At 66.2% G+C, this 23866-nt stretch carries 22 protein-coding genes and 1 pseudogene; 3 read left to right on the forward strand and 20 right to left on the reverse strand.

The annotated features are described in order from the left end of the window. Nucleotides 1-100: 100 nt before the first annotated feature. Nucleotides 101-580, reverse strand: a pseudogene (locus tag ABD104_RS27835) (integrase arm-type DNA-binding domain-containing protein); the annotation flags it as partial. A gap of 447 nt (nucleotides 581-1027) precedes the next feature. Between ABD104_RS27835 and ABD104_RS27840 the strand changes: the two are divergent. Beyond that, nucleotides 1028-2104, forward strand: coding sequence for a permease (locus tag ABD104_RS27840; protein WP_343928635.1), 1077 nt, complete (start codon nucleotides 1028-1030; stop codon nucleotides 2102-2104). A 42-nt stretch (nucleotides 2105-2146) separates the two neighbouring features. On the opposite strand, the gene ABD104_RS27845 is transcribed toward ABD104_RS27840, so the two are convergent. From ABD104_RS27845 to ABD104_RS27925, 17 genes are all read right to left on the reverse strand, one after another. After that, a complete protein-coding gene (locus tag ABD104_RS27845; RefSeq protein ID WP_343928636.1) occupies nucleotides 2147-2680 on the reverse strand; it encodes an aldolase/citrate lyase family protein in 534 nt (177 codons plus the stop codon). Further along, entirely contained in the window at nucleotides 2583-3542 is a 960-nt protein-coding gene (locus ABD104_RS27850) for a LysR family transcriptional regulator (protein WP_087836850.1), read from the reverse strand. The genes ABD104_RS27845 and ABD104_RS27850 overlap by 98 nt, the downstream gene beginning before the upstream one ends. A 53-nt stretch (nucleotides 3543-3595) precedes the next feature. Beyond that, the gene (locus tag ABD104_RS27855) at nucleotides 3596-4768 is read right to left on the reverse strand and encodes an acyl-CoA dehydrogenase family protein (protein ID WP_343928637.1); all 1173 of its coding nucleotides are present in this window, start codon (nucleotides 4766-4768) and stop codon (nucleotides 3596-3598) included. Between the two features lie 13 nt (nucleotides 4769-4781). Continuing rightward, entirely contained in the window at nucleotides 4782-5759 is a 978-nt protein-coding gene (locus ABD104_RS27860; protein ID WP_087836848.1) for a Bug family tripartite tricarboxylate transporter substrate binding protein, read from the reverse strand. A gap of 25 nt (nucleotides 5760-5784) precedes the next feature. Next, on the reverse strand, nucleotides 5785-7338 hold the full coding sequence (locus ABD104_RS27865; protein ID WP_343928638.1) for a long-chain-fatty-acid--CoA ligase: 1554 nt from the start codon (nucleotides 7336-7338) through the stop codon (nucleotides 5785-5787). Further along, nucleotides 7335-7817: a MaoC/PaaZ C-terminal domain-containing protein gene (locus ABD104_RS27870; RefSeq protein ID WP_343928639.1), complete on the reverse strand. Its 483-nt coding sequence runs from the start codon at nucleotides 7815-7817 to the stop codon at nucleotides 7335-7337. Before ABD104_RS27870 ends, ABD104_RS27865 begins: the two co-directional genes overlap by 4 nt. Next, complete coding sequence (locus tag ABD104_RS27875; RefSeq protein ID WP_343928640.1) at nucleotides 7814-8926, reverse strand: mandelate racemase/muconate lactonizing enzyme family protein; 1113 nt, start codon at nucleotides 8924-8926, stop codon at nucleotides 7814-7816. The genes ABD104_RS27870 and ABD104_RS27875 overlap by 4 nt, the downstream gene beginning before the upstream one ends. Beyond that, nucleotides 8926-9900 (reverse strand): Bug family tripartite tricarboxylate transporter substrate binding protein, encoded by a 975-nt coding sequence (locus ABD104_RS27880; RefSeq protein WP_343928641.1) that lies wholly within the window; start codon nucleotides 9898-9900, stop codon nucleotides 8926-8928. Before ABD104_RS27880 ends, ABD104_RS27875 begins: the two co-directional genes overlap by 1 nt. 30 nt (nucleotides 9901-9930) lie before the next feature. Beyond that, nucleotides 9931-11097, reverse strand: coding sequence for a CaiB/BaiF CoA transferase family protein (locus ABD104_RS27885; RefSeq protein WP_343928642.1), 1167 nt, complete (start codon nucleotides 11095-11097; stop codon nucleotides 9931-9933). After that, entirely contained in the window at nucleotides 11094-11795 is a 702-nt protein-coding gene (locus ABD104_RS27890; protein WP_343928643.1) for a dienelactone hydrolase family protein, read from the reverse strand. Before ABD104_RS27890 ends, ABD104_RS27885 begins: the two co-directional genes overlap by 4 nt. 21 nt (nucleotides 11796-11816) lie before the next feature. Continuing rightward, a complete protein-coding gene (locus ABD104_RS27895; protein ID WP_343928644.1) occupies nucleotides 11817-12959 on the reverse strand; it encodes an acyl-CoA dehydrogenase family protein in 1143 nt (380 codons plus the stop codon). A gap of 5 nt (nucleotides 12960-12964) precedes the next feature. Beyond that, complete coding sequence (locus ABD104_RS27900; RefSeq protein ID WP_343928645.1) at nucleotides 12965-13942, reverse strand: Bug family tripartite tricarboxylate transporter substrate binding protein; 978 nt, start codon at nucleotides 13940-13942, stop codon at nucleotides 12965-12967. 1 nt (nucleotide 13943) lies between these two features. Next, a complete protein-coding gene (locus ABD104_RS27905) occupies nucleotides 13944-14744 on the reverse strand; it encodes a citryl-CoA lyase (RefSeq protein ID WP_130357809.1) in 801 nt (266 codons plus the stop codon). A gap of 163 nt (nucleotides 14745-14907) precedes the next feature. Beyond that, nucleotides 14908-15870 (reverse strand): ABC transporter substrate-binding protein, encoded by a 963-nt coding sequence (locus ABD104_RS27910; protein ID WP_343928646.1) that lies wholly within the window; start codon nucleotides 15868-15870, stop codon nucleotides 14908-14910. 32 nt (nucleotides 15871-15902) lie between these two features. Beyond that, nucleotides 15903-16859, reverse strand: a complete 957-nt coding sequence (locus ABD104_RS27915) for a Bug family tripartite tricarboxylate transporter substrate binding protein (protein WP_343928647.1) — start codon at nucleotides 16857-16859, stop codon at nucleotides 15903-15905. Nucleotides 16860-16896: 37 nt separating this feature from the next. Next, entirely contained in the window at nucleotides 16897-18351 is a 1455-nt protein-coding gene (locus tag ABD104_RS27920) for an aldehyde dehydrogenase family protein (protein WP_343928648.1), read from the reverse strand. 115 nt (nucleotides 18352-18466) lie between these two features. Further along, a complete protein-coding gene (locus ABD104_RS27925; RefSeq protein ID WP_343928649.1) occupies nucleotides 18467-19399 on the reverse strand; it encodes a LysR family transcriptional regulator in 933 nt (310 codons plus the stop codon). Between the two features lie 204 nt (nucleotides 19400-19603). Between ABD104_RS27925 and ABD104_RS27930 the strand changes: the two genes are divergently transcribed. After that, a complete protein-coding gene (locus tag ABD104_RS27930) occupies nucleotides 19604-19807 on the forward strand; it encodes a cold-shock protein (protein WP_087836835.1) in 204 nt (67 codons plus the stop codon). A gap of 100 nt (nucleotides 19808-19907) precedes the next feature. Here ABD104_RS27930 and ABD104_RS27935 read toward each other — a convergent pair whose 3' ends face one another. Together ABD104_RS27935 and ABD104_RS27940 are read right to left on the reverse strand one after the other, a co-directional pair. Continuing rightward, entirely contained in the window at nucleotides 19908-20975 is a 1068-nt protein-coding gene (locus ABD104_RS27935; protein ID WP_343928650.1) for a linear amide C-N hydrolase, read from the reverse strand. A 92-nt stretch (nucleotides 20976-21067) separates the two neighbouring features. After that, complete coding sequence (locus ABD104_RS27940) at nucleotides 21068-22060, reverse strand: Bug family tripartite tricarboxylate transporter substrate binding protein (RefSeq protein ID WP_343928651.1); 993 nt, start codon at nucleotides 22058-22060, stop codon at nucleotides 21068-21070. A gap of 158 nt (nucleotides 22061-22218) precedes the next feature. On the opposite strand from ABD104_RS27940, the gene ABD104_RS27945 reads away from it, so the two are divergent. Then, complete coding sequence (locus ABD104_RS27945) at nucleotides 22219-23769, forward strand: UbiD family decarboxylase (protein WP_343928652.1); 1551 nt, start codon at nucleotides 22219-22221, stop codon at nucleotides 23767-23769. Nucleotides 23770-23866 lie beyond the last annotated feature (97 nt).

The following is a 23866-nucleotide window of genomic DNA, read 5'->3' on the forward strand; positions in this document are numbered from 1 at the left end:
CACAGTTCGCTCGGGTATCTGACGCCCAAGCAGTTTGCAGACAGTTTTTTAACCGCAGACTCTAATTTGGTTTCGTACTAAATTGGGGAGCAGGTCAGGTCGGCTTGTACGAGAGCTTTTCCATCAGCCCGGCAATGTCGGGGCGCTTCACATCAAGCACTTTCTTGCGGCCCAGCAATGGGATGATGCAGCGGTCGATGACGCCCTGATAGCCTTCCTGCGTGCTGGGCTTGTTGCGCTTCTTGGAGTAGTCCTCCATGAACTTCTTGCACAACTCCGCGATAGTGGGGGCCTTGCGCGCCTCGGTCTTGGCACCGCCGGGATCGCCACCCCGGCGAACCTCGGCCAGCCAGTCCTGGGCCATAACGCGGGCTTGCTCGACGGTCAGCTCCCCAAACAGGCCCAAGGCGGGTTTGCGGCGCTCCCCGGCATTCGTGCGGTACTGGAGCATGAACACCCGGCGACCCGCCGGGGTGATCTTGCACAGGAAGCCCGGCACCACGGTATCCCGCAGTTCGACCGCCTGCGCCTGGGGCTGCGCCGACTCCACAGCGGTCTTGGTGAGTTTGATCTTGGCCATGATGACTCCTCGGAAAGACCCGTTTCCAAGAGCCACATGGGAGCCATGAGAGTGGAAGCCGGGTCAGGTTTCAGAAAGCACCGGCATATGATGGACGCGCGTAAGTTATTGATAAACCTGCTGTATCCAGCTTCAGCGCAGTCCAGCGAAGTGCCAGGCTGGAGTCATCGTGAAATAAAAAAGCCCATGCGATCACGGGCTGGAACGGCTTGCGGGCCGGGCATGGCGGAAACGCCACCGGGCTCGCATGACCGGCGATTGTAAGTGATTTTGTCTGCCGGACTGCATCGGTTCGCGCCAAATGTCAATAGTTGCAGTTCAGATGACTATTTGTAAAAACGGTAGGCCGCCAGCTCGGCCGGGAATCGTGGCACCGCGAAAGAAAAGGCCTGCGCAGCCACTAAAATGGTGCCTCCTCGCCAACGACGGCACCTTGCGCAGCCCTTCATGAGTACCCACGCCTCCCCACGCTCCGCCCCCCACCCCGCCTGGGCCATCGCGGTGTTCGCGCTGATCGCGATCGCCGGCCTGTTCTACGTGAAATGGTCGCCCTATTACGACCGCGCCTTCGTCGCGGCCGACACGCACTCCATCGGCCAGTCCATCCTGATGGGCGGGCAGTCCGCCCCGCCCGCGCCATCGATGCAGGCGGCGCTGGACTATGCAGTGGCCTACGGCCTGGCCATCTGGAAGGCCATGGTGCTGGGCCTGTTGCTGGGATCGGGCGTGCAGGCCCTGCTGCCGCGCGCATGGATATTGCGCCTGCTGGGCGGCACCGGCCTGGGCAGCGTCGTGGCGGGCGGCCTGCTTTCCCTGCCCGGCATGATGTGCACCTGCTGCGCCGCGCCGGTCGTGGCCGGCCTGCGCAAATGCCAGGCGGCGCCCGGCAGCGCCGCCGCGTTCTGGCTGGGCAACACGGTGCTCAACCCCGCCACGCTGATCTTCATGGGCTTCGTGCTGGGCTGGCACTGGATGGGGCTGCGCCTGGGACTGGGCCTCGTGATGGTGCTGGGCCTGGGCTGGCTGCTCAACCGCATGAGCCAGGGCCGCACCGGCACCTTCGACGTCGCGCAGATGCAAGCCATGCAGGCCGCGGGCGAGACGGGCCCGGAAGACCCGAACGTATTCCGGCGCTGGATGCGCATCCTGGCCCGCATGACGCTGCGCCTGCTGCCCGAATACATCGTGCTGGTCCTGCTGCTGGGCGCCGCGCGCGCCTGGCTGTTCCCGGAAGTCGGCGCCGGCGTGGACAACAGCGTGCTCTGGATCGTCGGCCTGGCCGTGGCCGGCATGCTGTTCGTCATCCCCACCGCCGGCGAAGTTCCCATCGTGCAGGCGATGCTGTCGCTGGGCATGGCCGCAGGCCCCGCCGCCGCGCTGATCATGACCCTGCCGCCCATCAGCCTGCCCTCGCTGGCGATGGTGGCGAAATCGTTCAGGCCGGTGGAACTGACCGTGCTGGTGGCGGGCGTGGTCGGGATCGGCGTGGTGGGCGGGGGGTTGGCGGTGGCGCTGGGGTTCTAGAAGCGCCAGCGACGGCGGCCAGGCCGGGGCCATGGGCCGTCTTCAAGTGTGAGGAGGCGCGGAAAAACGCTCGCGCATCTGCCTGGCCCTGGACGCCGCCCCTGTGGCCAGGAACGACAGGTCCGTACCCGTCGATACGTAGCGGGCACCCAGCTCGACGAACTCGGCCGCGAGCGCGGGGTGCGCGTTCAGTCCGCCTATGCCCAGGTGCTTGCCATTCACCTCGCAGGCACGCATGCATGCGGCATAGGCCTGGCGAATCAGCGGATGGTCCAGTTGCCCGGGGATACCCAGTTCCGCGCAGAGATCGTTGGTGCCGATGAACAGCATGTCCACCCCGTCGACGGCGGCGATGGCATCCACCGCCTCCAGCGCCACGGCCGACTCGATCATGATGACCACCATGGTGGCGGCATCGATCGCCGCCCCGGCTTCCGCGCTGGGAAAGCTCCGGAATCTCAGGTGAGGCAGCGCCGAGCTAGCCTGCCGTCCGCAATTGCGCGCCCTGCTCCAGGAACAAGTCCGCGAAGACGCCGCGCAGCCAGCGAGTGCCGGCATCCTGGTGGCTGCGTTCATGCCAGAACTGCTTGACCTCGAATTCCGGCACCTCGAAAGGCAACGGCAGCATCTTGACGTGACGCCAGGGCATCATGAGACGCGCCACGGTACCGGGGATGACCACCAGCAGTTCGGTAGCGGCCAGGATCTCGGGCACGATGGTGAAATGCGGCACACGCAACGCGATGTGGCGGCGCAACCCGTTCTTCTCCAGGTACTGCTCGATCAGCGTCGTGGTCGAGGAATGCAGGGAGGCGCGGCTATACCGCGTCCCCGCCGGCTCGATCATGATATGAAATTCCTCGCTGAAACTCTGGAGGCCGAGCGATGCGCCGATGCGCGGGTGATCCGACCTCAGCAGGCAGACATGGCGGTCGCTGAACAGACGCTGCTGGTAGAACCCCGCACTCAATCCGGGCAGGAAACCCACCGCGAGGTCGGCGTCCCCGCATTCGAGCGCTTCGCGGTAGCTTTCGCGCGGCAATTGCAGTATGCGCAGCCCGACGCCCGGCGCCACGCTCTTCAGGTGCTGCATCAGGCGAGGCAGGTAGACCACTTCGCCGATGTCGCTCAGCAGTATCTGGAAAATCCGCTCCGACCGCGCCGGATCGAACGCCACGGCTTCCTCCAGTCCCGCGCGCATGATGGCCAGCCCGGCCCGCACGCTGGGAGCGATACGCTGCGCGAACGGCGTGGGCTCCATTCCCGTCTTCACCCGAACGAACAGCGGATCGCCGCACAGATGGCGCAAGCGGGTCAGGGCATGGCTCATCGAAGGCTGGGACAGGCCTACGCGCAACCCGGCCCGCGTGACGTTGCGCTCCTGCATCATTGCGTCGAAAGCCACCAACAGGTTCAGATCGATGCTCTCGATGTTCATTGCCGCCCTCCGTGGAATGCGATCGGTCGCCGGCGGCAATGCCTACTGCCTGTTCAAGTTTCGAAGCGATTGGTTCCGTACCGGCCGGACAGCGCCCCCGACGCAATGATCATCCGCTGCATTTCGGAAGAACCTTCGGTAATGGTGCGGCTGCGCGCATCTCGATACATGAGTTCCAGCGGCAATTCGCGAGACAACCCCACGCCGCCGTGGATCTGGATGGCCCGGTCGACGACGCGTATCAACATTTCGTCCGCGTAGAGCTTCACCGCGGACGCCTCGAGATGATAGTCCAGTCCGCGGTCCGCCTTCCACGCGGCGTGCAGCACCATGGATCTGGCCGCATGGAGCTCCACCGTGGAATCGGCGATCATCCACTGGATGGCCTGGCGCCGGGCCAGGGGCTGTCCGAACGTACAGCGCTCGTTGGCGTAGGCGATCGCCATGTCCAGGGCACGCTGCGCGCGCCCCAGCGCCTTCGGGCCGTGGATGAGGCGGCCCATGTCGAGAAATTCCCGCGCCAGCTCCCAGCCCTGCCCGGCCACGCCCACCATGCTGTCCGCCGGAACCCGAACATTGTCGAACAGCAGTTCCCATGGCCGGTCCGGCGACATCAGCTCGAAGCTCTGGCCCAAGCGCATCCCCGGCGTGCCCCGGTCGACCAGAAAACAGCTGACACCCAGCTCCTGTCCATCCTTGATGGTGCGCGCGAACACCTGCGCGAAATCCGCCTTGTCGGCGCCGGTGATGAAGACCTTGGCGCCGTTGATGACGAAGTGATCGCCGTCGGCGATCGCGGTCGTCCGCATGCCGGCCGGATCGGACCCGGCCCCCGCTTCGGTCAGCGCAAAACAGGTGCGCTTCTCGCCCCGGGCGACGGGCAGCAGGTACGTTTCCTTCTGCTTCTGGCTGCCACGGAACAATACCGGCCCCAGATAGGGCGTCAGAACCGTGGGGGCACGGAACGAGGGGACGTTGCACCGGGCCAGTTCCTCGAACACGACACACATGCCGACAACGCCGACGCCCCCTCCGCCCGCCTCCTCCGGCAGATCGAAAGCCCAGAAGCCCAATTCCTTCGCCTTGTCCTGCAACCGCAGCCGGACATCGTCGGGAATGTCATGCTCATTGGCGTAACGACCTTCCAGCGGCAACAACTCGTTTTCCACGAAACGGCGCACGGCGTCGCGCAGCATGCGCAATTCCGGTTCCAGCTCGAAATCCATCGTTCTTCTCCGGCTAGTCCAGCTTCACCTTGGCATTGCGGATGCTGGCCTCGTACTCCGCCCGGTCCCGGACCAGGAAACGCCCGAACTCCTCGGGCCCCTGGTTCAACGGCTCGAGCCCGACGCCCGTCACGTACTTGTCCAGGAAAGCCGGCTGCGAGACGACGGCCGACACGTCGGCGGCGATCCTGCCCACGATGGCGTCCGGCGTGTCCCTGGGCGCGACCAGGCCGAACCAGGCTTGCGAGACCATCTCCGGAAACCCCAGCTCCGCGAACGTCGGCGCAGCAGGAAAGGCGGTGATCCGCCGCGGCGCCGCAACCGCCAGCAGCCTGACCTTGTCCCCCTGGACCATGGGAATGGATGGCGGCACGCCTACCCACGCCACGTCGATCTGGCCGCCCACCAGGGCGGCCATGACGTCGGCGACGCCCTTGTAGGGAACGTGATTCATCCGGATGCCCGCCAGCGACGAAAAGGCCTCGGCATCGAGTTGAGCCTTGCTTCCCACGCCATACGAGCCGTAGGTCACCTCTCCGGGACGCGCCTTCGCGCGCGCCACGAGCGCCTCCACGCTCGCCAGACCTGACTTCCTGCTCGCCAGCAGAATCTCCCGCGTCTGTACGAGATTGACCACCGGCACGAAATCCTTGACCGGATCGTAGGAAAGCTTGCGATAGAGATATTGATTGGAGGAGAGCGTCGGGTCGTTGGCCATCAGCAGCGTGTAGCCATCCGGCGCCGCACGGGCCACGTGTTCGGCGGCGATGATGGTATTGGCCCCGGGCTTGTTCTCGACGATGACGGGCTGCGACCAGCGGCTCGTCAACTCCTGGGCGATTCCACGCGCCACGACATCCGCCAGGCCGCCGGCGGTGAAGGGTACGACGATGCGCACCATCCTGGCGGGAAACGCCTCGCCATGCGCCGCTCCGGCTGCCGCCAACCATGCCAGCGCGGCAACGCCGGCGAGAATCCTGCGTAGGTTCATGCTCGTCTCCTTTTGGTCTGTCTGCTCAGGCGACTTGCCTGGCCTTGTTTGCCCAGTACGGCGCGCGCAATGCCTTCTTGTCTATCTTGTTCGTGCTGGGCAGGCGCGGCAGCGCAGCCATGAATTCGATGCTGCGCGGCTTCTTGTAGCTGGCCAGCCTCTGGCGGCAGTGTTCGATCAGCGTGCGCTCGTCGGCCTGCCCGCCCGCCTTCAGGGCGACGAATGCCTTCACCGACTCCCCCCACTTCTCATCGGGCACGCCGATCACCGCTGCTTCCAGGACCGCGGGATGAAGCAGCAACGCCTCCTCCACTTCCCGCGAATAGATGTTCTCGCCCCCGGAGATGATCATGTCTTTCTTGCGATCGACGATGAACAGGTAGTGGTCCTCGTCGAAATAGCCCAGATCGCCCGTCTTCATCCACCCGCCGTCCAGCGCCGCCGCGGTCTCCGCCGGCTTGCCCCAATAGCCCTGCATGATGGCGGCCGAGCGCATGGCGATTTCGCCGATTCGCCCCTGTTCCAGTTCCCGGCCCTGCTCGTCCAGGATCCTGATTTCCACGCCGGGGATCGGCTGGCCTGCCGACGCCATGCGGGCGGCCTGGGCCGAGTCCCCCTCCGGTTCGTGCTGGTGCTTCAGGAGAGCGGTGCCGGGCCCGTGCTCGGTCATCCCATAGACCTGCATGAAAATCCGGCCAAGCGCGCGATGCGCCCGCCGGGACAGCGCCACCGACATCGGCGCGGAGGCATAGCAGATCGTCTTCAGGCTGGACAGGTCCACGGCCTGCCTTTCCTGCTCGTCCAGCAGGGCCTGGATCATGATCGGCGCGAAGTGGGCGGCCGTCACGCGATGGCGCGCCATGCTGTCCAGGATCTCCCGCGCGTCGAACCGGCGGTGCAGTACGATCGTCGCACCGCAGATCAGGTAGCTGAGCAGCTCGGTGGTACCCCCTATGTGATAGGCGGGCATGACGATGAGCATGCGGTCAGTGGGCTGCGCGCCGTGCGACAGCGCCAGCATGCGGGCCTGCTCCACCTGGCCGGCGTTGCCCAGCATGACACCCTTGGCGGTTCCAGTGGTGCCGCTGGTATAGATCAGGAAAACGGTGTCGTCGTCCCGGGCACGCATCGGCGGCGGCACGGCGTCCGCGCGGGCGATGGCCGCCTCGTAGCCCGCCTCGCCCGCATCGCCTCCCAGCTTCATGGTCCGGACCTGCGCAGGCAAGGCGGTGCACAACTCCCGCACCCGGTCCTCGTACTCGGGGTCATAGACCAGCAGGGCGGGAGCGCAATCACGCAGGATGGCAACCTGGTCCGCCGCCGACAGCCGGTAATTCATCCCGACCGCGATGAACCCGCACATGCCCGCCACACAGTACATCTCCATGTACTCGGGACAATTCTGGGCCAGGATCGCAATGCGGTCGCCGCGCGCCAGGCCCTGGGCGACCAACGCATTGCCAAGCCGTCTCACCCTTTGCCCGAACTCTCCGTGCGTGATGACGCGGCCTTCGAAAAGAAAGGCCGGATGATCGCGCAGGCAGCGCGCGTTGTGGTCGACGATGTCGCCGAGAATCATGATTGTTCCCCCCTGGATGAGAGCCGCAGCATGGTTCCTCCATACCCTTCCTGGAACGACTCCCCGTCCGGGCCGAGCAGTTCGAAGCGTCTGTCGACGATGGCTCGCTGTCCGTCGGATGTCACCCGCTTGCCATTGATCGTCGCCCTGACATGCACCGTGTCCCCCACCCGCAACGGCCGCCGGTATCGCCACTGCGCCAGGCCGGTCGCGCCGACGACAGGATCCGCGAATACAGGCAGTTGCGTCGCCATGCCCATGGCCAGCAGGATGCCGTAGGGGCCCTGGAACATCGGCCCCGGCATGCCTGTCGCACGGCAGAACTCGACATCGGCGTGAATGGGGTGCCAGTCTCCGCTCAACATGCAGGCCAGGGAAAGATCGGTCTGCGTCAACGTGCGGGCGCTTCCCTCGTAACGCTCGCCCACGACCAGTTCGTCATAGGCGATGGCGTGCCTGCCCATCCGCACATTGCTCATGACGGCACCTTGAAATCTTTCATGCTTTCCCAGTCCACGAGTTCGGCAACGGAGGGGGTATCGGGCAGGGCCACCATGCCGTCGACGATCGCCGGCACGTGCCCGACGTACTGCTCCCGCATGGCCAGGAACCAGCTCAGTTCGGCGGGTAGCGAGCCAGCCGGCAGCGTCGCGGCGAATTGCAGGCCGCTCCACGTGCCCATGGCGCTCTCGCCCATGAGGCCTGCTACCGTGCCGGCCCGTGCCCGGGCGGCAAGATCGCGCATGGCCTGCGCATCGGAAAGGCCGAAGCGCCCCGGCTTCGCGCTCAGGATGCCGGCGCCGCGCTCCAGGAAAAGCCGGGCGTCTCGCGTCGAGGTCATCCCGAAATCGACCAGCAGCGGCAGGCCCGCATCCCGTTGCAGGGCCTGGAACGCGCCATCCGGGGACAAAGGCGAAGGATCTTCCACGACCTCCACGCCTTCCTGCGCCATGGCTCGCACGTAGTCCGCGGCTTCTTCGAACGGATAGGCGCCATTGGCATCCACATACAGGCGCGTGGCATCGCCCAGTGCCCGGCGTACCGCCGCCAGGCTGGCCCGGTCCAGATGCAGCCCCTGCCCGCCCTTGATCTTCAGGGTCCGAAAGCCATGGGCTTGCACCATCGCGGCGGCCTCGCGCGCCATGGCGTCGGGCGCCTGCCGGGTAATGGCCCAGGACAGTTCGACCTCGGACCGCCCCTTCCACAGCCGCCACAACGGCTGCCCCTGGCGGGCTGCTTCCCAGTCCCAGCATGCGTTGTCGATCAAGGCCTTGGCGACGGTGTTGCCCGGGATGGATTCGAGCGCCCCGCGTAGTTGCCCCGGCCCCGACAACCCCGTTTGCCGGGCCAAGGGCTCGAACACCTCGCGCAGCGTGGCGACGAGACTGGCTGCGGTGGCGCCGACCCACGTCGGCTTGACCACGACCTCGGCCGCCCCCGCCGCGCCGGACTCGGTCTCGATGCGCAGGATCACGAACTGCGCGGCCGCCTCGGTCATGTCGCTCCAATGGACCTCGCGAGCGTAGGCAAGGCTGCGGACGAACACGTCCCAGCGCACGATGCGCTCGATCTGACTGTTTTCGGCCATCAGTCCACCCGTGCGCCCGATGCTTCGATCAGCGTCTTCCACTTCGGTGATTCGACCGCGATGTAAGCGGTCAGGTCTTTGGCATCGAGGTAGTGCGGTTCCGCGCCGAGTTGTTGGAGTCTTTCGCGCACGTCGGCCTGGGCCAGGATACGCTCGACCTGCGCGCTCAAGCGGTCGACGATCTGCGCGGGCGTATCCTTGGGCGCGAACAAGGCGTACCAGCCCAGCACATCGAATCCCGGATAGCCTGCCTCGGCCACCGTGGGCAAATCGGGAGCGAGCGGGGTGCGCGCGCTCGATGTCACGGCCAACGCCCGCAACCGGCCCGCCTGCACCTGCTTCATCACCGCGGGCACGGTAAAGAAGGTCATGGAGACATCGCCGGCGATGACACTCGTCACCGCGTCCGGACCGGTCTTGTACGGAACGTGTTTGAGGCGAATCCCGGCCATGCTCTGCAACAAGGCCCCCGCCAGATGTCCCGACGTGCCGTTGCCGGCCGACGAGTAGGTCAGCTCGCCGGGCTTCTCGCGCGCCAGCGCGACGAGTTCCGCCACCGATCGCACGGGTAGCTCGCGATTGACGACCAGCAGGTTCGGCGCAATGGCGACCATGGCGGCGGGCGGCACGTCGCGCATCGGGTCATACGGAAGGTTCTTGTACAGGTGCGGCCCGACCGAGTGCGTCGGGCTGCCGCTCATCAGCCATACATAGCCGTCCGCGGGTGAGCGGGCCACCTGGGCGGCACCAACATGTCCGCCCGCCCCCGGCTTGTTCTCGACGACGAACGGCTGGCCCAAGGCCGCCTCCAGTTTCTGCGCGAGCAGGCGGGCGACGATGTCGGCGGTTCCGCCCGCCCCCGACGAGACGACGATGCGTACCGGCCGATCCGGCCACCCGGCCGCGCCCGCCTGGCCGGCGGCAACCGCCAGGCCCAGCGCGCACAGCGTTCCCGTGAAGCGTGCCAACTTCATCGCCATCCCCTTCATGCGGAAAGATCCGCGTCAGATGATTCGGGCCTGCCTGAGCTCGCTCATGGCGGCTTCGGAAAACCCTGCCTCCCGCAAGACTTCTTCCGTGTGCTCGCCCAGGTCGGGCGGAGGCAGGAAATTGCTGTCGTGGTCGCCGTCGTAGCGGATCGCGCGATGCGCGGCGCGCAACGTGCCGTGGCGCGGATGCTGCTGCGTGTAGAAGACGCCCAGGTGCCGCACCTGTGGATCCTCGTCCAGTTCATCCAAGGTCCGCTCCGGGGTGAACGGAACGTCATGGGCCTCGAGCCGGGGTAGCCAGTACTCCCGCTCCCGCTGGGCGAACACCTCGGCCAGCGTGCGCGCCAGTTCGTCGTAGCGTTCCACGCGGTCGTGACGCGCCGGATAGGCCGCGAGCAGATCCGGGCGGTCGATCGCCTGGACCAGGCCGCGCCAGAACTTGTCGGGCGACGAAAGATGCAGGGCGATGCGGCGCCCGTCCTGGCAGGTCAGGATGTACGACTGCGACATGGCTGCCCGCCCATACAGCGTGGGCGTCTGGCCGGTTGCCAGCATCGAACCCAGCGGCTCGCACGCCATGGCGATCATCGCTTCGAGCATGTTGACCTCGACCTTGCGCCCCAGGCCGGTCGATGCCCGCTCCACCAGGGCGCCCAGGATCCCGAGGCAGGCGTAGATGCCCGTCACCGCATCGGATACCGCGGGGCCGGCCACCCGCGGGTCCTCGCCGCGGTGGAACATGGACAGCCATCCCGAGACCGCCTGCCCCACGTTGTCGTAGGCCGGCCGGCCGGCATAGGGGCCGCTGGCGCCGAAGCCCGTGATGGCGCAATAAACAAGGCGGGGATTGAGCCGACGCAGACGCTCGGCGCCCAGGCCCAGCCGCTCCTCCACGCCCGGACGCATGTTCAGGAGCAGCACGTCGGCGTCTTCCACCAGCTTGTCCAGCACGGCCCGCCCCTCGGGTCGGGTGTAGTCCAGCGCCAGGCTGCGCTTGTTCCTGTTGTGCGCCTGGAACTGAGGGCTGTAGAGCCCCCCCTTGAATGCGCGGAACGGGTCGCCGCTGCCCGGCCGCTCGATCTTCACGACATCCGCCCCCAGTTCGGCCAGCGACATGCCGGCCAGCGGCGCGGTAATGAAATTCCCCAGGTCGAGCACCCGGATCCCTTGAAGGACTTTCATCGATTGCCTGCCCCCAACGCGGTCCGCAGGAACGCCGTGGTCCGCTCGTGGGCCAGCTCGGCCGCCGCCAGCTCGCCGCGCGTATAGAAACCGTGGCCGACCCCGGGGTATCGGTAAAAGCCTCCGCCTGCCGTGAGCGGCAGCGCTGCTTCTATCCTGGCCTGGGCCTCGGCGGACGCGTAGCGGTCCTGGTCGCCGTAGTGCAGCACCACCGGGCAGCGCAAGGCGGCCGCCTCGTCCAGATGGTCCTCCACCCCCACGCCATAGAACACGGCCGCCGCATCGACCTCCAGTCTGGCGGCGCAGCGGAATGCCAGCTTTCCTCCCAGGCACAGGCCCACCACCGCCACGCGGCCCCGGAATCCCGGCATGGCGCGGATGTGCGCGGCGACCCTGCCGATGTCGGCCAGACCCGCCTCTTCGTCGAACCGCTCCAGATACTGGAACGCGCGCTCGATGTCGGCCTTGGAATGGCTCAGCTCGACGCCCGGCTCGATGCGCCAATAGAGATCGGGCGCCAGCGCGAGATAGCCTTCGGCCGCATAGCGATCGGCCACGCCGCGTATCGCATCGGTCACGCCGAATATCTCCTGCAGCACGATCACGGCGTGGCCGTTCGGTTTCTCCGGCCGACCGACATAGGCGGCGAAACCGCGCCCGTCGCCGGCGTCGATGGTGGTCTTTGCTTCTGACATCATGGTCCTCCCGCGCATCAGGCGTCAGACGAGGTAGCTGCCCTTGAGCAGTTCCCGCGCGATGGAATTTCTATGGATCTCGGTCGTTCCGTAGCCAATGGACATGCCGCGTGCGTCGCGGAAGTAGCGCTCGAAGGGATACTCCTCCGACAACCCATATGCGCCGGCAAGCTGCATGGCCTGGTTGGTCACGCGCACCGCCATCTCGTTGGCATAGGTCTTGGCGATGGAAACCTGCGCCACCGACTGCCGCCCCTGGTCGATGGCCTGCGCGGCCCCGTACACCAGCGCGCGCGCCGCTTCGATGTCCATCGCCATGTCGGCCAGCTTCCACTGCAATCCCTGGTTCTCCGCAAGCGGGCGGCCGAACTGGGCACGGTCCTTCAGATGCTGGACGGCATGGCCCAGCGCCGCCTGGGCCAGCCCCAGGCAGATGGGGGGGTTGCCGGTGATGCGATCGGCGTCCAGCACCTGCAGCAGGTCCTTCATCCGCCCCGCCGGCAAGAGCAGGTTCTCAACCGGCACGCGGCAGTCCTGGAAGACCAGTTCGGCCATGCCCGTCCCGCGCAGCCCCAGCAGATCCAGATGCTTGCCCACCGAAAACCCGGGCGTGCCGCGCTCGACCAGCACCGCCCCCACGCCCTTCATGCCGGGCTCGTCGGTCAGCCGCACCAGCACCAGGAACACGTCCGCCACCTGGGCGGCGGTGCACCAGAGCTTGCTGCCATTGATCACGTAATGCCGGCCATCGCTGACGGCGCGGGTCTGCACATTGCCCACGTCGGAGCCCGCATTCGCCTCCGACATGCTCCAGGCCGCATACCGCTCCGCCTTGGCGAAGGCAGGCAGATAGCGCTGCCTGAGCGGTTCGGATCCGATGTGCAGGATGGCGCGCGGCGTCGCGCCGTCAGTGCAGGAATACAGCATGGCCGTATTGGCGCAGGACCGCGCCAGTTGCTCCACCACCAGCACCGTCTCCAGCAGCCCCAGGCCTGTCCCGCCGTAGCTCTCGGGCAGGAAAATGCCGGTATAGCCATGCCCGGCCAGCACCTTCAGGTTGTCGAGCGGAGGCCGATACTGCCGGTCGGCCGCCGCCGCGCCCGGCGCGAACCGTTCGCTCGCCAGCGCATGGACCGTGTCCCGGATCAGCCGTTGTTCCTGAGTCAATTCCACTATTCGCCCTTTGCGCCGGTCAACTTGATGATGTGCTGGTAGTGCGCCGATTCCCGTTGCAGGAAAGCGCCGAACTCCTCCGGCGTGGACGGAGCCCCCTCCACGCCCAGCTTCACGAACTGTTCCTTGACCTCCGGACTCTCGAGCGCCTTGCGGATCTCCCTGCTCAGGCGCCCCACGATCGCTGGCGGCGTGGACGCCGGCGCGACCACCCCGTACCAGGTCATGAAAGAGAACTCCTTCAGGCCCGACTCGGCCACCGTGGGAATGTCCGGCGCGATCGCCGACCGCTCCTTGCCCGAGACGGCCAGCCCCTTGAGCCGGCCCGAACGCACGTGCGGCACGCCCGAGGACATGCCGGTGAACATCACGTCCACCTGCCCGCCCACCACATCGGCCAGCGCCGGAGCGACCCCCTTGTAGGGAACATGGGTCAGATCGATGTCGGCCAGCGCCTTCACCCACTCCATGGCCAGATAGTGCGGGGTACCGTTCCCGATGGAGGCATAGGTAATCTTCCCGGGCCGGGCCTTGGCGGCGGCGATCAGTTCATGCACGGTGGAGACCTGCGCCTTGGGATTGGCCACCAGAATGAAAGGCACGAAGACCAATTGGCTGACCGGCGCGAAATCCTTGACCGAGTCGTAGGACAGCTTCTGGCCGAAGAAGATCGGGTTCAACGCGTGGGAATCCGTCACCAGGCCGATCGTGTAGCCGTCCCCCTCGGCCCGGGCCACCGCCTCGGTCCCGATGATGGTGCTGGCCCCGGGCCGGTTCTCCACGATGACGGGCTGGCCCAGGTTCTCCGCCATCCTCTTGCCGACGGCGCGCGCCACGATGTCGGTGCCGCCTCCCGCCGGATAAGGCACGATGAAGCGGATGGGCTTGTCGGGCCACTCCGCATGCGCGGTGGACGGCCCCCACCAGGCCAGGCCCGCCACCGCAACCGCCAGCCCTCGCATCGATAGTCGCCGCATGTCACCCTCCTTGTCGTCCGCCCGCGGGCGGCGTGTCATGTTCGCCAGCCTCTTCCTCGGTACGCAGCCAGATCTCGGCGGCCACCGGATGCGCCTGCTCCTCGACCAGATGGCCGACCAGCCCCACTGCCCGGCCCATGACCGCGATCCCCCGCGCCGCGCGCCAGGAGATCCCAAGCTCGCAGCACAGCGCGCCGATGGCGCCGGTGGCATTGACGGGCAGGCTCTTGCCGTAAACCGCCTCGGCTTCCTGGCCGATGGCGCGCATCAGGTCGACATACCGTCCGGAATAACCTTCTTCTGCCGCGACCTGGAACAGGCGGCCCGTGCGCGGATCAACGGGTTTGTGCAGGTTGTGGCCGATACCCGGGACGGACTGCCTGCGGTTCCGGAAATCCGCGACCACGCCGCGCGCAAGCTCTTCTGGCGAGCCCTCCGGCGTAGCGGCCCAGGCGGATTCCAGCATCCGTGCCGCGCCTTCGGCTGTACCGGCGAAAGTGGTTCCCATCCCGCACAGCCCCGCGGCCACCGCGGACTGCAGGGACTCCGGCGCCCCCAGGTAGGTCAGCCGCGCGACGATGGCCATGGGCGTCATGCCGTGCTCGACCAGGGTGACGAGAATGGCGTTGAATACCCGGGATTGCCGAGCGTCGGGCAGGCGTCCGGTCAGCTCCAGATACGCCATGTCGCCGAAATTGAGGGTACCGATGATGTCCCGGGCCAGGTCCAGGCCCTGGACGAAGATGCGTTCGGGGGTGCTGCGGCCCATGCCGCTGCGTATCGGCCGCCGGTTCCGGCTCATGTCGTCTCCTGTTCCACTTCGGTGGATTCTTTTGGGGGCGGCATGCGCCGCCTGTTGGAGACGAAAGATAGGCGCTCCTATTGGCCGGCGTCCAATAGAAGGCGGTCATTCCCTGTATGCGGGGAACGAATAGTGGTGGGCGGGGATGCGAGCCGGCGCAGGCTTACCAGCCCGGGAACAGCTCCTCGGCGGCCGGCCGGCGCGGAATCAGCCCTTGCTCGTGCGACCAGCGGATCTGCGTCTCGATCATGTCGCGGTTGGCCTCGAAACCGTAGGGCCAGAAGTCCTGCCCCATCAGCGCCTGCGTGCTCTCGGCCTCGGCCTGCATCCATGGCAGCATGACGGGCAGCGCCTGGTGGATGGCCAGGCGGTCCTGCGCCACCTGCTTGGCCTGGTTGAATGCGGCCAGCAGCGCCTTGGGCAGGCCGGGGTTCGCCTCGGCCACGTCGCGCCGCAGCGCGATCACATGCATGATCGGAAAGCGCCGCGTGCGCGCGTAGTAGTCCTTTTCGACGTCGCGCCAGTCGGGAAACAGCCGGCCCACGCCGGCGCGGCCGAAAACCGCCGGCGGCGTGTAGGCGATCAGCGCATCGAGCTGGCCGGCCTCCATCATCGACGACAGCGTGCGACCCCGCACGGCCTGGATATTCACCCCCTTGGGCCAGTTGCGCGGGTCGATCGTGTCCCGCTCCACGTGGTCCACGTCGCCGGCAAACCACGCGCAACTGCCCGGATCGAAGCCGTATTCGTCCGACAGCATGCCGCGGGCGACCAGCGCCACCGTGTTGGAATACTCGCGCAGGCCGATCCTCTTGCCCGCCAGGCCGGCCGGCGTGGCGATACCGCTGCCGGCCCGCACGTAGATGGCCGAGTGGCGGAACGAGCGCGACGGGAAAATGGGCAAGGCCACATAGGGGCAGCCGCCTCGCACGCTGGCGATCAGGAAGTTGCTGAACGACAGCTCGGTGACCTCGTACTCGGCGGTCTGGAAAGCCTGCGAGAAGATGGCCTCGAGGTCGCCGGTCGCGAACCGGGTCTCGAAGCCCTCGACACCGACGCTGCCGTCGACCAGGGCACGAGTGCGGTCGTAGTCGCCGACGGCGATGCGAATGGAGGGTTGGGACATGCGGGACCTCGTGGCGGGAATGGATCGACGGACTATATCTTGGCGCCGGACGCCTTGATGATCTTTTCCCATTTGACGATCTCCGACTTCGTGAACTCGCCCAGGGCCTGCGGTGTGCCGCCCGCCGGCACGGCGCCCTGCTCGGCCAGCGCCGCCTTCACGTCGGGCATCTGCAGGATCCTCACCACGGCCGCGTTGAGCTTGTCGATCACCGCCTTGGGCGTGCCGGCGGGCGCGTAGATGGCGGACCATGCCGCGGTCTCGAAGCCCGGCAGGGTCTCGGCTATGGTGGGCACGTCCGGTACCTGCGGCGCGCGCTGTGCGCTGGTCACCGCCAGGATGCGCACCTTGCCGCCCTTGACCATGGGCAGCCCGGTGGGCATGTTGACGAACATCATCTCGACCTGGCCGCCGGCCAGGTCAACGATGGCCGGCGCCCCGCCCTTGTACGGCACGTGCAGCACGTCGATGCCGGCCACCGACTTGAACAGCTCCGACGACAACTGGCTGGAAGTGCCCAGGCCCGTGGACGCGTACGACATCTTCTTGCCCGACTTGGCATACGCGATCAATTCCTGCGTGGTCTTGACCGGCAGCGAAGGGCTGACCAGCAGGATGTTGGGCACGGTGCCGACCAGCACCACCGGCGCCAGGTCCTTCACCGGGTCGTAGCCCAGCTTCTCGTACAGCGTGATGTTGATCGAAACGATCTCGGACCCCATCAGCAGCGTGTAGCCGTCCGCCGACGACTTGGCCACCGCCTCGGCCGCGATGTTGCCGCCCGCGCCCGAGCGGTTCTCGATCAGCACCGGCTGGCCCAGCGCCTCGGCCAGCCGCGGGCCCACCGTGCGGGCGAAGAAATCCACCGTGCCGCCCGCGGGAAACGGCACCAGCATCTTGATGGGCTTGGAGGGATAGGTGTCGGCGCGGGCGGCGCCCGACAGCAGAGCGAAGGCGGCGATCCAGCAGAATACGGCAAGACGTTTCATGGACAGGCTCCTGGCGTCAGTGCGGCAAGGGAAAAAGTCAGGCGTAGTTGATGACCATCAGGCGGATCTCGGACATTTCGTCCATGGCATAGCGCGTGCCTTCTCGGCCGGTGCCCGACTCCTTCCACCCGCCGAAGGGCATGTTGTCGATGCGGTAGATGGGCACGTCGTTGATCATCAGGCCGCCGACCTCCCAGTCCTCGATCGCGCGGAAGGCACGGCGCAGGTCCTGCGTGAAGATGCCGCCCTGCAATCCGTACTTCGAATCGGCGGCACGCCGCACCGCCTGGTCGAAATCCTGGTAGCGATTCACGGTGACGACGGGCCCGAAGATTTCCTCGTCCTCCACCTTCATGCCGGGCCGCGTGTCGGTCAGCACCGTCGGCGTCACCACCGCGCGCTCGCGCGAACCTCCCGCCAGCACCCGCGCGCCCTGCGCCACCGCCTCGTCTACCCACGACTGGATGCGCCGGGCCGAGTTCTCGTCGATCACCGGGCCGACATCGACGCCCTCTTCCATCGGATTGCCCACGCGGCAGGCCTCGACCTTCGCGACCAGCTTCTCGATGAAGGCATCGGCCACCGACTCCTGCACCAGGATGCGTTGCACCCCTATGCAGTACTGGCCGCCGTACACCACCCCACCCCGCACGCAACGCGCGGCGGCCAGGTCCAGGTCGGCATCCTCGGCCACGATCACCGCGCCATTGCCGCCCAACTCCAGCGCCACCTTCTTGCGGCCGGCGATGGCCTTGATGTGCCAGCCCACCTTGGCGCTCCCGGTGAAGGTCACCATCGCGAAGCGCTCGTCGCGCACCATGGCCTCGGCCAGGTCCACCGGACAATGGACGACCTCCAGCGCGCCCGCGGGCAGCCCCGCGTCGGCCAACAGCTCTTGCAGCAGCAGCGCGGTCAGCGGCGTCTGCGGCGCCGGCTTGAGCACCACGCTGTTGCCGACCGCGATCGCCGGGGCGACCTTGTGCATCACCAGATTCAGCGGGAAATTGAAGGGCGCGATGGCCAGGATGGTGCCGATCGGGAAGCGGCGCGCGATTCCCACACGGCGGCGCATCGACGCCAGCGCCGCGTGGTCCAGGTCCGCCAGCGAAGCTGGGCGGCCATCGGCGTCCGTGGTCTGGTACTCGAACACCCCGGCATCCGCGTCCAGCGGCACCTCGTCGCCATGCTGGAGCCGGGCCTCCGCCGCCGCGTTGGTCAGGTTGAAGATCGCCCGCGACACCTCGCCGCGCGCATCGAACAATGGCTTGCCCGCCTCCGCGGCGATGGTGCGCACGAACTCGTCGCGGCGCACCTTCAGCAATTCCGCCGCTCGCGACAGGATGTCGGCGCGCGCGAAGCGCGGCAGCTTGCGCATGACCTCGAAGGCGCGCTGCGCCCGGACGATGGCCTGCTCCACGTCGGCGGGACCGGCAACCGGCATTTCGCCCACCACACTGCCGTCATAGGGAGACAGGATTTTCTCTAAAGTCATGCCGCGGGCTCCAGGCGTTCCATGAAAGTACTTTCATTAAACGCGTCAGGCCTGTGCCACGGAAGCGGGGAACAAGTGATGGCAGCGTTCTGAAAAATAGAACACCTGGGCGGAATCACCGCCCCTTGCACTTCGCCAGCAACGGCTCGAGAAAAGCCCTGGCCGCGGCCGATAGCTTGTGGTGACGAGCCGTGATGATGTCCAGGCTGGCCTGCCGGCACGACTTGTCCGAAACCGGCACCCCGGCCAGCAGCCCAGCGGCCTCTTCGTGTGCGAACGTCAGGGGCGGCATGCACGAGATCACATCCGAGCCCGCCACCAGCGTCTTGAGCAATTGCAGCGAATTGGCCACGCAATGGACGGACAACGTAACGCCGGCGCGCATGGCGGCGTGGTCGATCAGATAGCGGGTGCCGAAGGTCTCATCCGGCAACACCATCCGTTCGCCGGCAAGATCCGCCATGCGCAACGACTTGCGGCGCGCCAGCGGATGCGAAGGGCGGCAAATCACCTGCAACGGCTGCGCCAGCCGCCCTTGCAGCACCAGGTCCTCGCGGCTCAGCACGTCGAACGCCAGCCCGATCTCGGCCGATTCCCCCACCACCCGGTCGGCGATCTGATGCGTGCCGCACACCTCCACGTGGAAATCGATGCCCGGGTACGCGGCGCTGAAGCGCGTCATCAGCGCCGGCAGGAAATCCCCGGTCACCGCCTCGATCACCGCCAGCCGGACCGTGCCGCGCCGCAAATCGGTCAGGTCGTGCAGATCCGAGCGAATGCGTTCGATGCGATGGTCGCTGTCGCGGACGAACTCGAACAGCATCCGCCCCGCCTCGGTAGGCAGCATGCCGCGCGGCGAGCGCTCGAACAGCGGCGCGCCCAGTTCCTGCTCCAGGTTCACGATCTGGCGGCTGATGGCGCTGGGGGCAACGAAAAAGAGCTCGGACGCCCGGCGCAGGGAGCCTGTGCGGACGACTTCGGCGAAGTAGCGAAGAGCCTGTGGCTGGAGCATGGGGACGGTGGGGAGTGGCGGTTTCGGAAGAATCATTGCATATCCGCCACCGGAGCCGCCGAGTCCTGTCACACAATACGCCTTGACGGTGGAGGCCGCATGCCTGATAGTGTATGCAGATCTTCAAGTGTTGCGATTCCTGCGGTTGTGTGCGATCCGATAGTGCGCCATAAATTGTTCTAGTCCCTCCTTGATCGTCTGTTCCCGGGCGTGTGCCCATCTCTCATCAAGGAAACAATTATGGAAACCGGTATCGTCAAGTGGTTCAACGCTGAAAAAGGCTTCGGCTTCATCATGCCGGACAACGGCGGCAAGGACCTGTTCGCGCACTTCTCCGAAATCCAGGGCAACGGCTACAAGTCGCTGCAGGAAAACCAACGCGTCAGCTTCATCGCCGGCCAGGGCCCCAAGGGTCCCCAGGCGACCAAGATCACGCCGCTGTAACGCTTGACATACGCCGGTTGGTAACGGCGTAGGTTCAAAAACGACAAGCCCTCGCAAGAGGGCTTGTTTGTTATGGGCGGTCGAAATGAGGCCGATCGATTCAGATCCCAAGGAATTTGAACGGCGCCGCCGGCTTGAACCCCCCGTTGGCCATGCCCGAGTAGATGTTCGCCTGGTTCGGGCCGAGGTCGAGTTTCATCACCTGTCCGGTCTCGCGCGAGAAATCCAGCTTCGCCAGGTCGACCCAGAAGATGTTGGGCGTCAGCGCCGATTCGAAGAAATAGCGCCTGCGCTTGTGGTCGGCGACGGTGCGCCAGCGGGTCGACGAAATATTGGGCTGGTCCGGCGTGGTGATGCCCAGGGGCACCGAGACGTTGCGGATGACGCTGAAGACGCTGGCGATCGTCTCCAGCGGATCTTCCGTCTTGGGGATCGCGTTGACGTAGAAAGCCGCCCGGGCAAACCGGTCGGATGCCCGGTTCGTGCCGGGCAGCATGACCGTCCCGCCGATCTGCTTCCAGTATTCCTCCATCGCCAGTTGTTTGTCGAAGGTCGGCGAGTTGGTCATGACCTGGTAGTCGCGGCTGTGGTGGATGACTTGCCTGCCGTCGATGTATTCGATGATGGCGCTGTCGCCGCTGGCATCCGAGAGCGAGAGGTGCAGGGTCGCCAGGCGGGCTTCGCCGGGAACGTTGTCGGTGACGACGGTGAAAGGCTCTTTCGCCAAGGTGTCGACCGCCTCCTGGACGGTGGCGAAGTTGTCGAGCGCGTATTGCGCCCAGGCCGCGAGCGTCAGGCCGGGCGTCTTGCCGTCGTAGGCCGGGTAGGAGGATTCGACCAGCCACAGGACGTTGGCCACCAGCCCCGCTTCGTTCATGCCGTCCGTTGTCGAGATGTCATAGCCCGAGGCGATGACGCTTCCGTATTTCGAGGTCCATTGGATGGAGTTCGGGCCGGCTTCGCCGGATCGCCTCATGCCGCGCGGAAACACCCACAGGTTGGTGCCGACGTCGACCTTCCAGTCCATCGAGCGCGCCGTGACGACCTGTCCGCCGGCGCCGAGATAGACAAAGCGGGTGCAGGCTTGCGCCGCCGAAACAGCCAGCATGCTTGCGCAGGCAAGCAAGGCGGCGCAGGCGGACGCGTAGCGGGGCATTCTCGGGTTCATCAAACGCTCCATCCGAAGTGTCGATGGACTTTACCGCATCGGAACCGGAAGCAGGCCCGATGCGGCGGCCGAATGGCGGGTCAGGAAGAGTCCTACTGCGGTTCTATGCCCGCGTCCTGGACGATCTTGGCCCAGGTCGGAAGATCGGATTGAATCAACCTGGCGAAATCCGCTTGCGAGCCGGGCATCATTTCTATGCCGACAGGCGCGAATTTCTCGTGCGTGGAAGGCAGTTTCAGCATGGCCTGCACGGCGGCGTTCAGCTTGTCCGCGATCGGCTGGGGAATGCCGCTCGGCGCGACCAGGCCGATCCATACCGTCATCGAGAACCCGGGAATGATTTCGTTCAGCGCCGGCAGATCGGGCATGGCTTCGCTGCGCGTCTGGCCGGTGGAGGCCAGGGCCCGCAGCCGCCCGGACTGGACATAGGGAAGCGTCGAGGTTCCGCCCTCGAACATCATGTCGATCTGGCCGCCCAGCAAATCGTTCATGGCCGGGGCACTGCCCTTGTACGGCACGTGCAGGATATTCGTACCGGTACGGCGCGTGAACATTTCGCCCGCCAGATGGTGGGTGCCGCCGCGGCCCAACGAACCGTAGGTGAGTTTGCCGGGTTTGGATTTCGCCAGCGCGACCAGTTCCTGGACGGATTTCACCGGAACGGAACTGTTGACCACGAGATAGAACGGGGTGGAGAACATCGTGGCGATAGGCGTGAAATCCTTCGCCGGATCGACGAGCAGCCCCTTGGTCGTCAGCGGGTTCAGGATCATGCCGGTTTGCGAACTGACGAACAGGGTGTAGCCGTCGGGCGCGGCACGGGCGGCGGCATTGGCCCCGATGGCCTGGTTGGCGCCGGGGCGGTTCTCCACGACCACGGGTTGCCCCAGCCGGCTGGCCATGTCTTCGGCCAGGGCGCGGCTGAACGTGTCCACCAGGCCGCCGGGCGTATAGGGCACGATGAGCTTGATCATGCGGTCCGGGTACCGGCCGGCCTGGTCCTGGGCGGGCGCGGCAACCGGCGCCAGCACCGCGACTGCCAGGGCCAGCCAGGTCCTGGCTCTTGTTCCTAAGCGTGTCTTCATGTCGTCTCCTCCTAGGGGCAAAGCGGGCGCTTCATGCGCGTCGTGGTTACACCGCCATCTGCGGATGGTCGTGGCGTTTCTCTGTTGCCGAGACTAATATAAGAATATTTTATATAAACAATCTTTACAAATACTTCGTCGCCACAAGGAGGAGAAACATGAACGCGCCCCTTCCCCGATCAGAAAGCCGCCCCGATCTACAACGATTCGGCCTGCGTACCTTTCTTGCGTCCCTGCCCGCCGACGACCTGGAACGACATGCCGCGCCCGTCGCGCTTGCCGATATCGCCACCCGCCTGGAGGGCAATCCGCGCGCGGCATGGTTCGAAAACATCGAAGGGAGCCGCTTCGCCTTGTGCGGCAACGTCGCGGGCAGCCGGGCCCGCCTGGCCGCCGCCTTCGGAACCACGGCGGACAAGGTGCTGTCCGAAGTGCTCGCGCGGCTGCGCAAACCGGGCGAGCTGGTGGAAGTGCCGCGCGCGCACGCCCCGGTCCAGGAGGTCGTGCTGACCGGCGACGAATGCGACTTGACCGCCCTGCCGGTGCACCTGCAGCACGAATTCGACGGCGCGCCCTACATATCGGCGTCGGTCGACTTCGTCCACGATCCCTTCGCCGGGCATACGAACGTGGGCATGCGCCGCCTCATGCTGCGCGGCCGCCGGTCGGCGGGCGTGGATCTGGTCGCGCCTTCCGATTTGCGCGCCATCTACATGGCGCGCGCGGAACGCGGCGAGCGCACGCCGGTGGCGTTCGCCATCGGCAGCCACCCCATCGATCAACTCGCCGCCACGCTCCGCTTTCCCGGCGACGAACTGGCGCTTATCGCGGCCTTGCGCGCCCAGCCTTTGGGCGTCGTCAAGTGCGTGACCAACGATCTGATGGTGCCCGCCGATGCCCAGTTCATCCTCGAAGGCTATTTCGACGAGCGCGGCCATGTGGAACCCGAAGGTCCTTTCGGCGAGTTCCTCGGCTACTACGGAGCGGTAAAACGCAATCCGCTCTTCCACTTGACCGCGATCACCCACCGCCGGGACGCCATCTTCCAAACCGCCTCCATCGGCGGGCCGAGCATGCACTGCACGGATACGGCGCAGCTTTGCTCCCTGCGAACGGAGGTCCTGGTCTGGAAAGCGCTCGAATCTGCCGTGCGCGAAGTGCGGGCGGTCTACGCGCCTCCCGCGGCGGGGGGATCGTTCAACGTCCGTATCGCGTTGCAGCAGCGCGTCCCGGGCGAAGCGCGCAATGCCATCGCGGCCGCATTCGGCTGCCTGGGCAATGTCAAGAATGTGTTCGTCGTCGACCCAGACATCGATATCTATTCCGACGCCCAGATGGAATGGGCGCTGGCGACGCGTTTTCAGGCGAGCAGGGATCTGGTCGTCCAGAGCGGCTTGAGGACCGTTCCTTTGGATCCTTCGCTGGAAGGTTCGCGAACGACCGACAAGACGGGATTCGACTTGACGCTGCCATGGCTGGCGCCGGGAGCCAGGCGTCCCATCGAGCATGAAGTTCCGCATCCCCCGAGGTTCGGGGCGTCCAGCCATGCATCCCTGGAGGCTGCGCTGGAGAGCGGGCCCAAGTTTTTTGCGGAGCTTATGGCGGCGGTTGGGACGCGCGATGGACGGGAGCTTGTCCGGGGGCTGGAAGATGTCACCGCCCAACGCGCGATTGTGCGTGATGATCAGGGGCGCTATCGGTTTGGTTGATAGCGGGTCGCGTGATGCCGCGATTATTTTGATCGTGGCAACAAAAAACCCCTTGATCAATGAAATCAAGGGGTTCTTGCAATGACTGGCGGAGAGG

The organism is Pigmentiphaga daeguensis, assembly GCF_039523035.1.
Classification (GTDB): Bacteria; Pseudomonadota; Gammaproteobacteria; order Burkholderiales; family Burkholderiaceae_B; genus Pigmentiphaga; species Pigmentiphaga daeguensis.

What these genes read in the sequence shown, in the direction of transcription:
- ABD104_RS27900 (WP_343928645.1), bottom strand. Translation starts at nt 13,942, where the DNA reads ATGCGGCGACTATCGATGCGAGGGCTGGCGGTTGCGGTGGCGGGCCTG.
- ABD104_RS27850 (WP_087836850.1), bottom strand. Translation starts at nt 3,542, where the DNA reads ATGAACATCGAGAGCATCGATCTGAACCTGTTGGTGGCTTTCGACGCA.
- ABD104_RS27945 (WP_343928652.1), top strand. Translation starts at nt 22,219, where the DNA reads ATGAACGCGCCCCTTCCCCGATCAGAAAGCCGCCCCGATCTACAACGA.
- ABD104_RS27940 (WP_343928651.1), bottom strand. Translation starts at nt 22,060, where the DNA reads ATGAAGACACGCTTAGGAACAAGAGCCAGGACCTGGCTGGCCCTGGCA.
- ABD104_RS27840 (WP_343928635.1), top strand. Translation starts at nt 1,028, where the DNA reads ATGAGTACCCACGCCTCCCCACGCTCCGCCCCCCACCCCGCCTGGGCC.
- ABD104_RS27905 (WP_130357809.1), bottom strand. Translation starts at nt 14,744, where the DNA reads ATGAGCCGGAACCGGCGGCCGATACGCAGCGGCATGGGCCGCAGCACC.
- ABD104_RS27885 (WP_343928642.1), bottom strand. Translation starts at nt 11,097, where the DNA reads ATGAAAGTCCTTCAAGGGATCCGGGTGCTCGACCTGGGGAATTTCATT.
- ABD104_RS27890 (WP_343928643.1), bottom strand. Translation starts at nt 11,795, where the DNA reads ATGATGTCAGAAGCAAAGACCACCATCGACGCCGGCGACGGGCGCGGT.
- ABD104_RS27920 (WP_343928648.1), bottom strand. Translation starts at nt 18,351, where the DNA reads ATGACTTTAGAGAAAATCCTGTCTCCCTATGACGGCAGTGTGGTGGGC.
- ABD104_RS27875 (WP_343928640.1), bottom strand. Translation starts at nt 8,926, where the DNA reads ATGGCCGAAAACAGTCAGATCGAGCGCATCGTGCGCTGGGACGTGTTC.
- ABD104_RS27845 (WP_343928636.1), bottom strand. Translation starts at nt 2,680, where the DNA reads ATGAACGCAGCCACCAGGATGCCGGCACTCGCTGGCTGCGCGGCGTCT.
- ABD104_RS27925 (WP_343928649.1), bottom strand. Translation starts at nt 19,399, where the DNA reads ATGATTCTTCCGAAACCGCCACTCCCCACCGTCCCCATGCTCCAGCCA.
- ABD104_RS27935 (WP_343928650.1), bottom strand. Translation starts at nt 20,975, where the DNA reads ATGAACCCGAGAATGCCCCGCTACGCGTCCGCCTGCGCCGCCTTGCTT.
- ABD104_RS27860 (WP_087836848.1), bottom strand. Translation starts at nt 5,759, where the DNA reads ATGAACCTACGCAGGATTCTCGCCGGCGTTGCCGCGCTGGCATGGTTG.
- ABD104_RS27880 (WP_343928641.1), bottom strand. Translation starts at nt 9,900, where the DNA reads ATGAAGTTGGCACGCTTCACGGGAACGCTGTGCGCGCTGGGCCTGGCG.
- ABD104_RS27930 (WP_087836835.1), top strand. Translation starts at nt 19,604, where the DNA reads ATGGAAACCGGTATCGTCAAGTGGTTCAACGCTGAAAAAGGCTTCGGC.
- ABD104_RS27915 (WP_343928647.1), bottom strand. Translation starts at nt 16,859, where the DNA reads ATGAAACGTCTTGCCGTATTCTGCTGGATCGCCGCCTTCGCTCTGCTG.
- ABD104_RS27910 (WP_343928646.1), bottom strand. Translation starts at nt 15,870, where the DNA reads ATGTCCCAACCCTCCATTCGCATCGCCGTCGGCGACTACGACCGCACT.
- ABD104_RS27870 (WP_343928639.1), bottom strand. Translation starts at nt 7,817, where the DNA reads ATGAGCAATGTGCGGATGGGCAGGCACGCCATCGCCTATGACGAACTG.
- ABD104_RS27865 (WP_343928638.1), bottom strand. Translation starts at nt 7,338, where the DNA reads ATGATTCTCGGCGACATCGTCGACCACAACGCGCGCTGCCTGCGCGAT.
- ABD104_RS27855 (WP_343928637.1), bottom strand. Translation starts at nt 4,768, where the DNA reads ATGGATTTCGAGCTGGAACCGGAATTGCGCATGCTGCGCGACGCCGTG.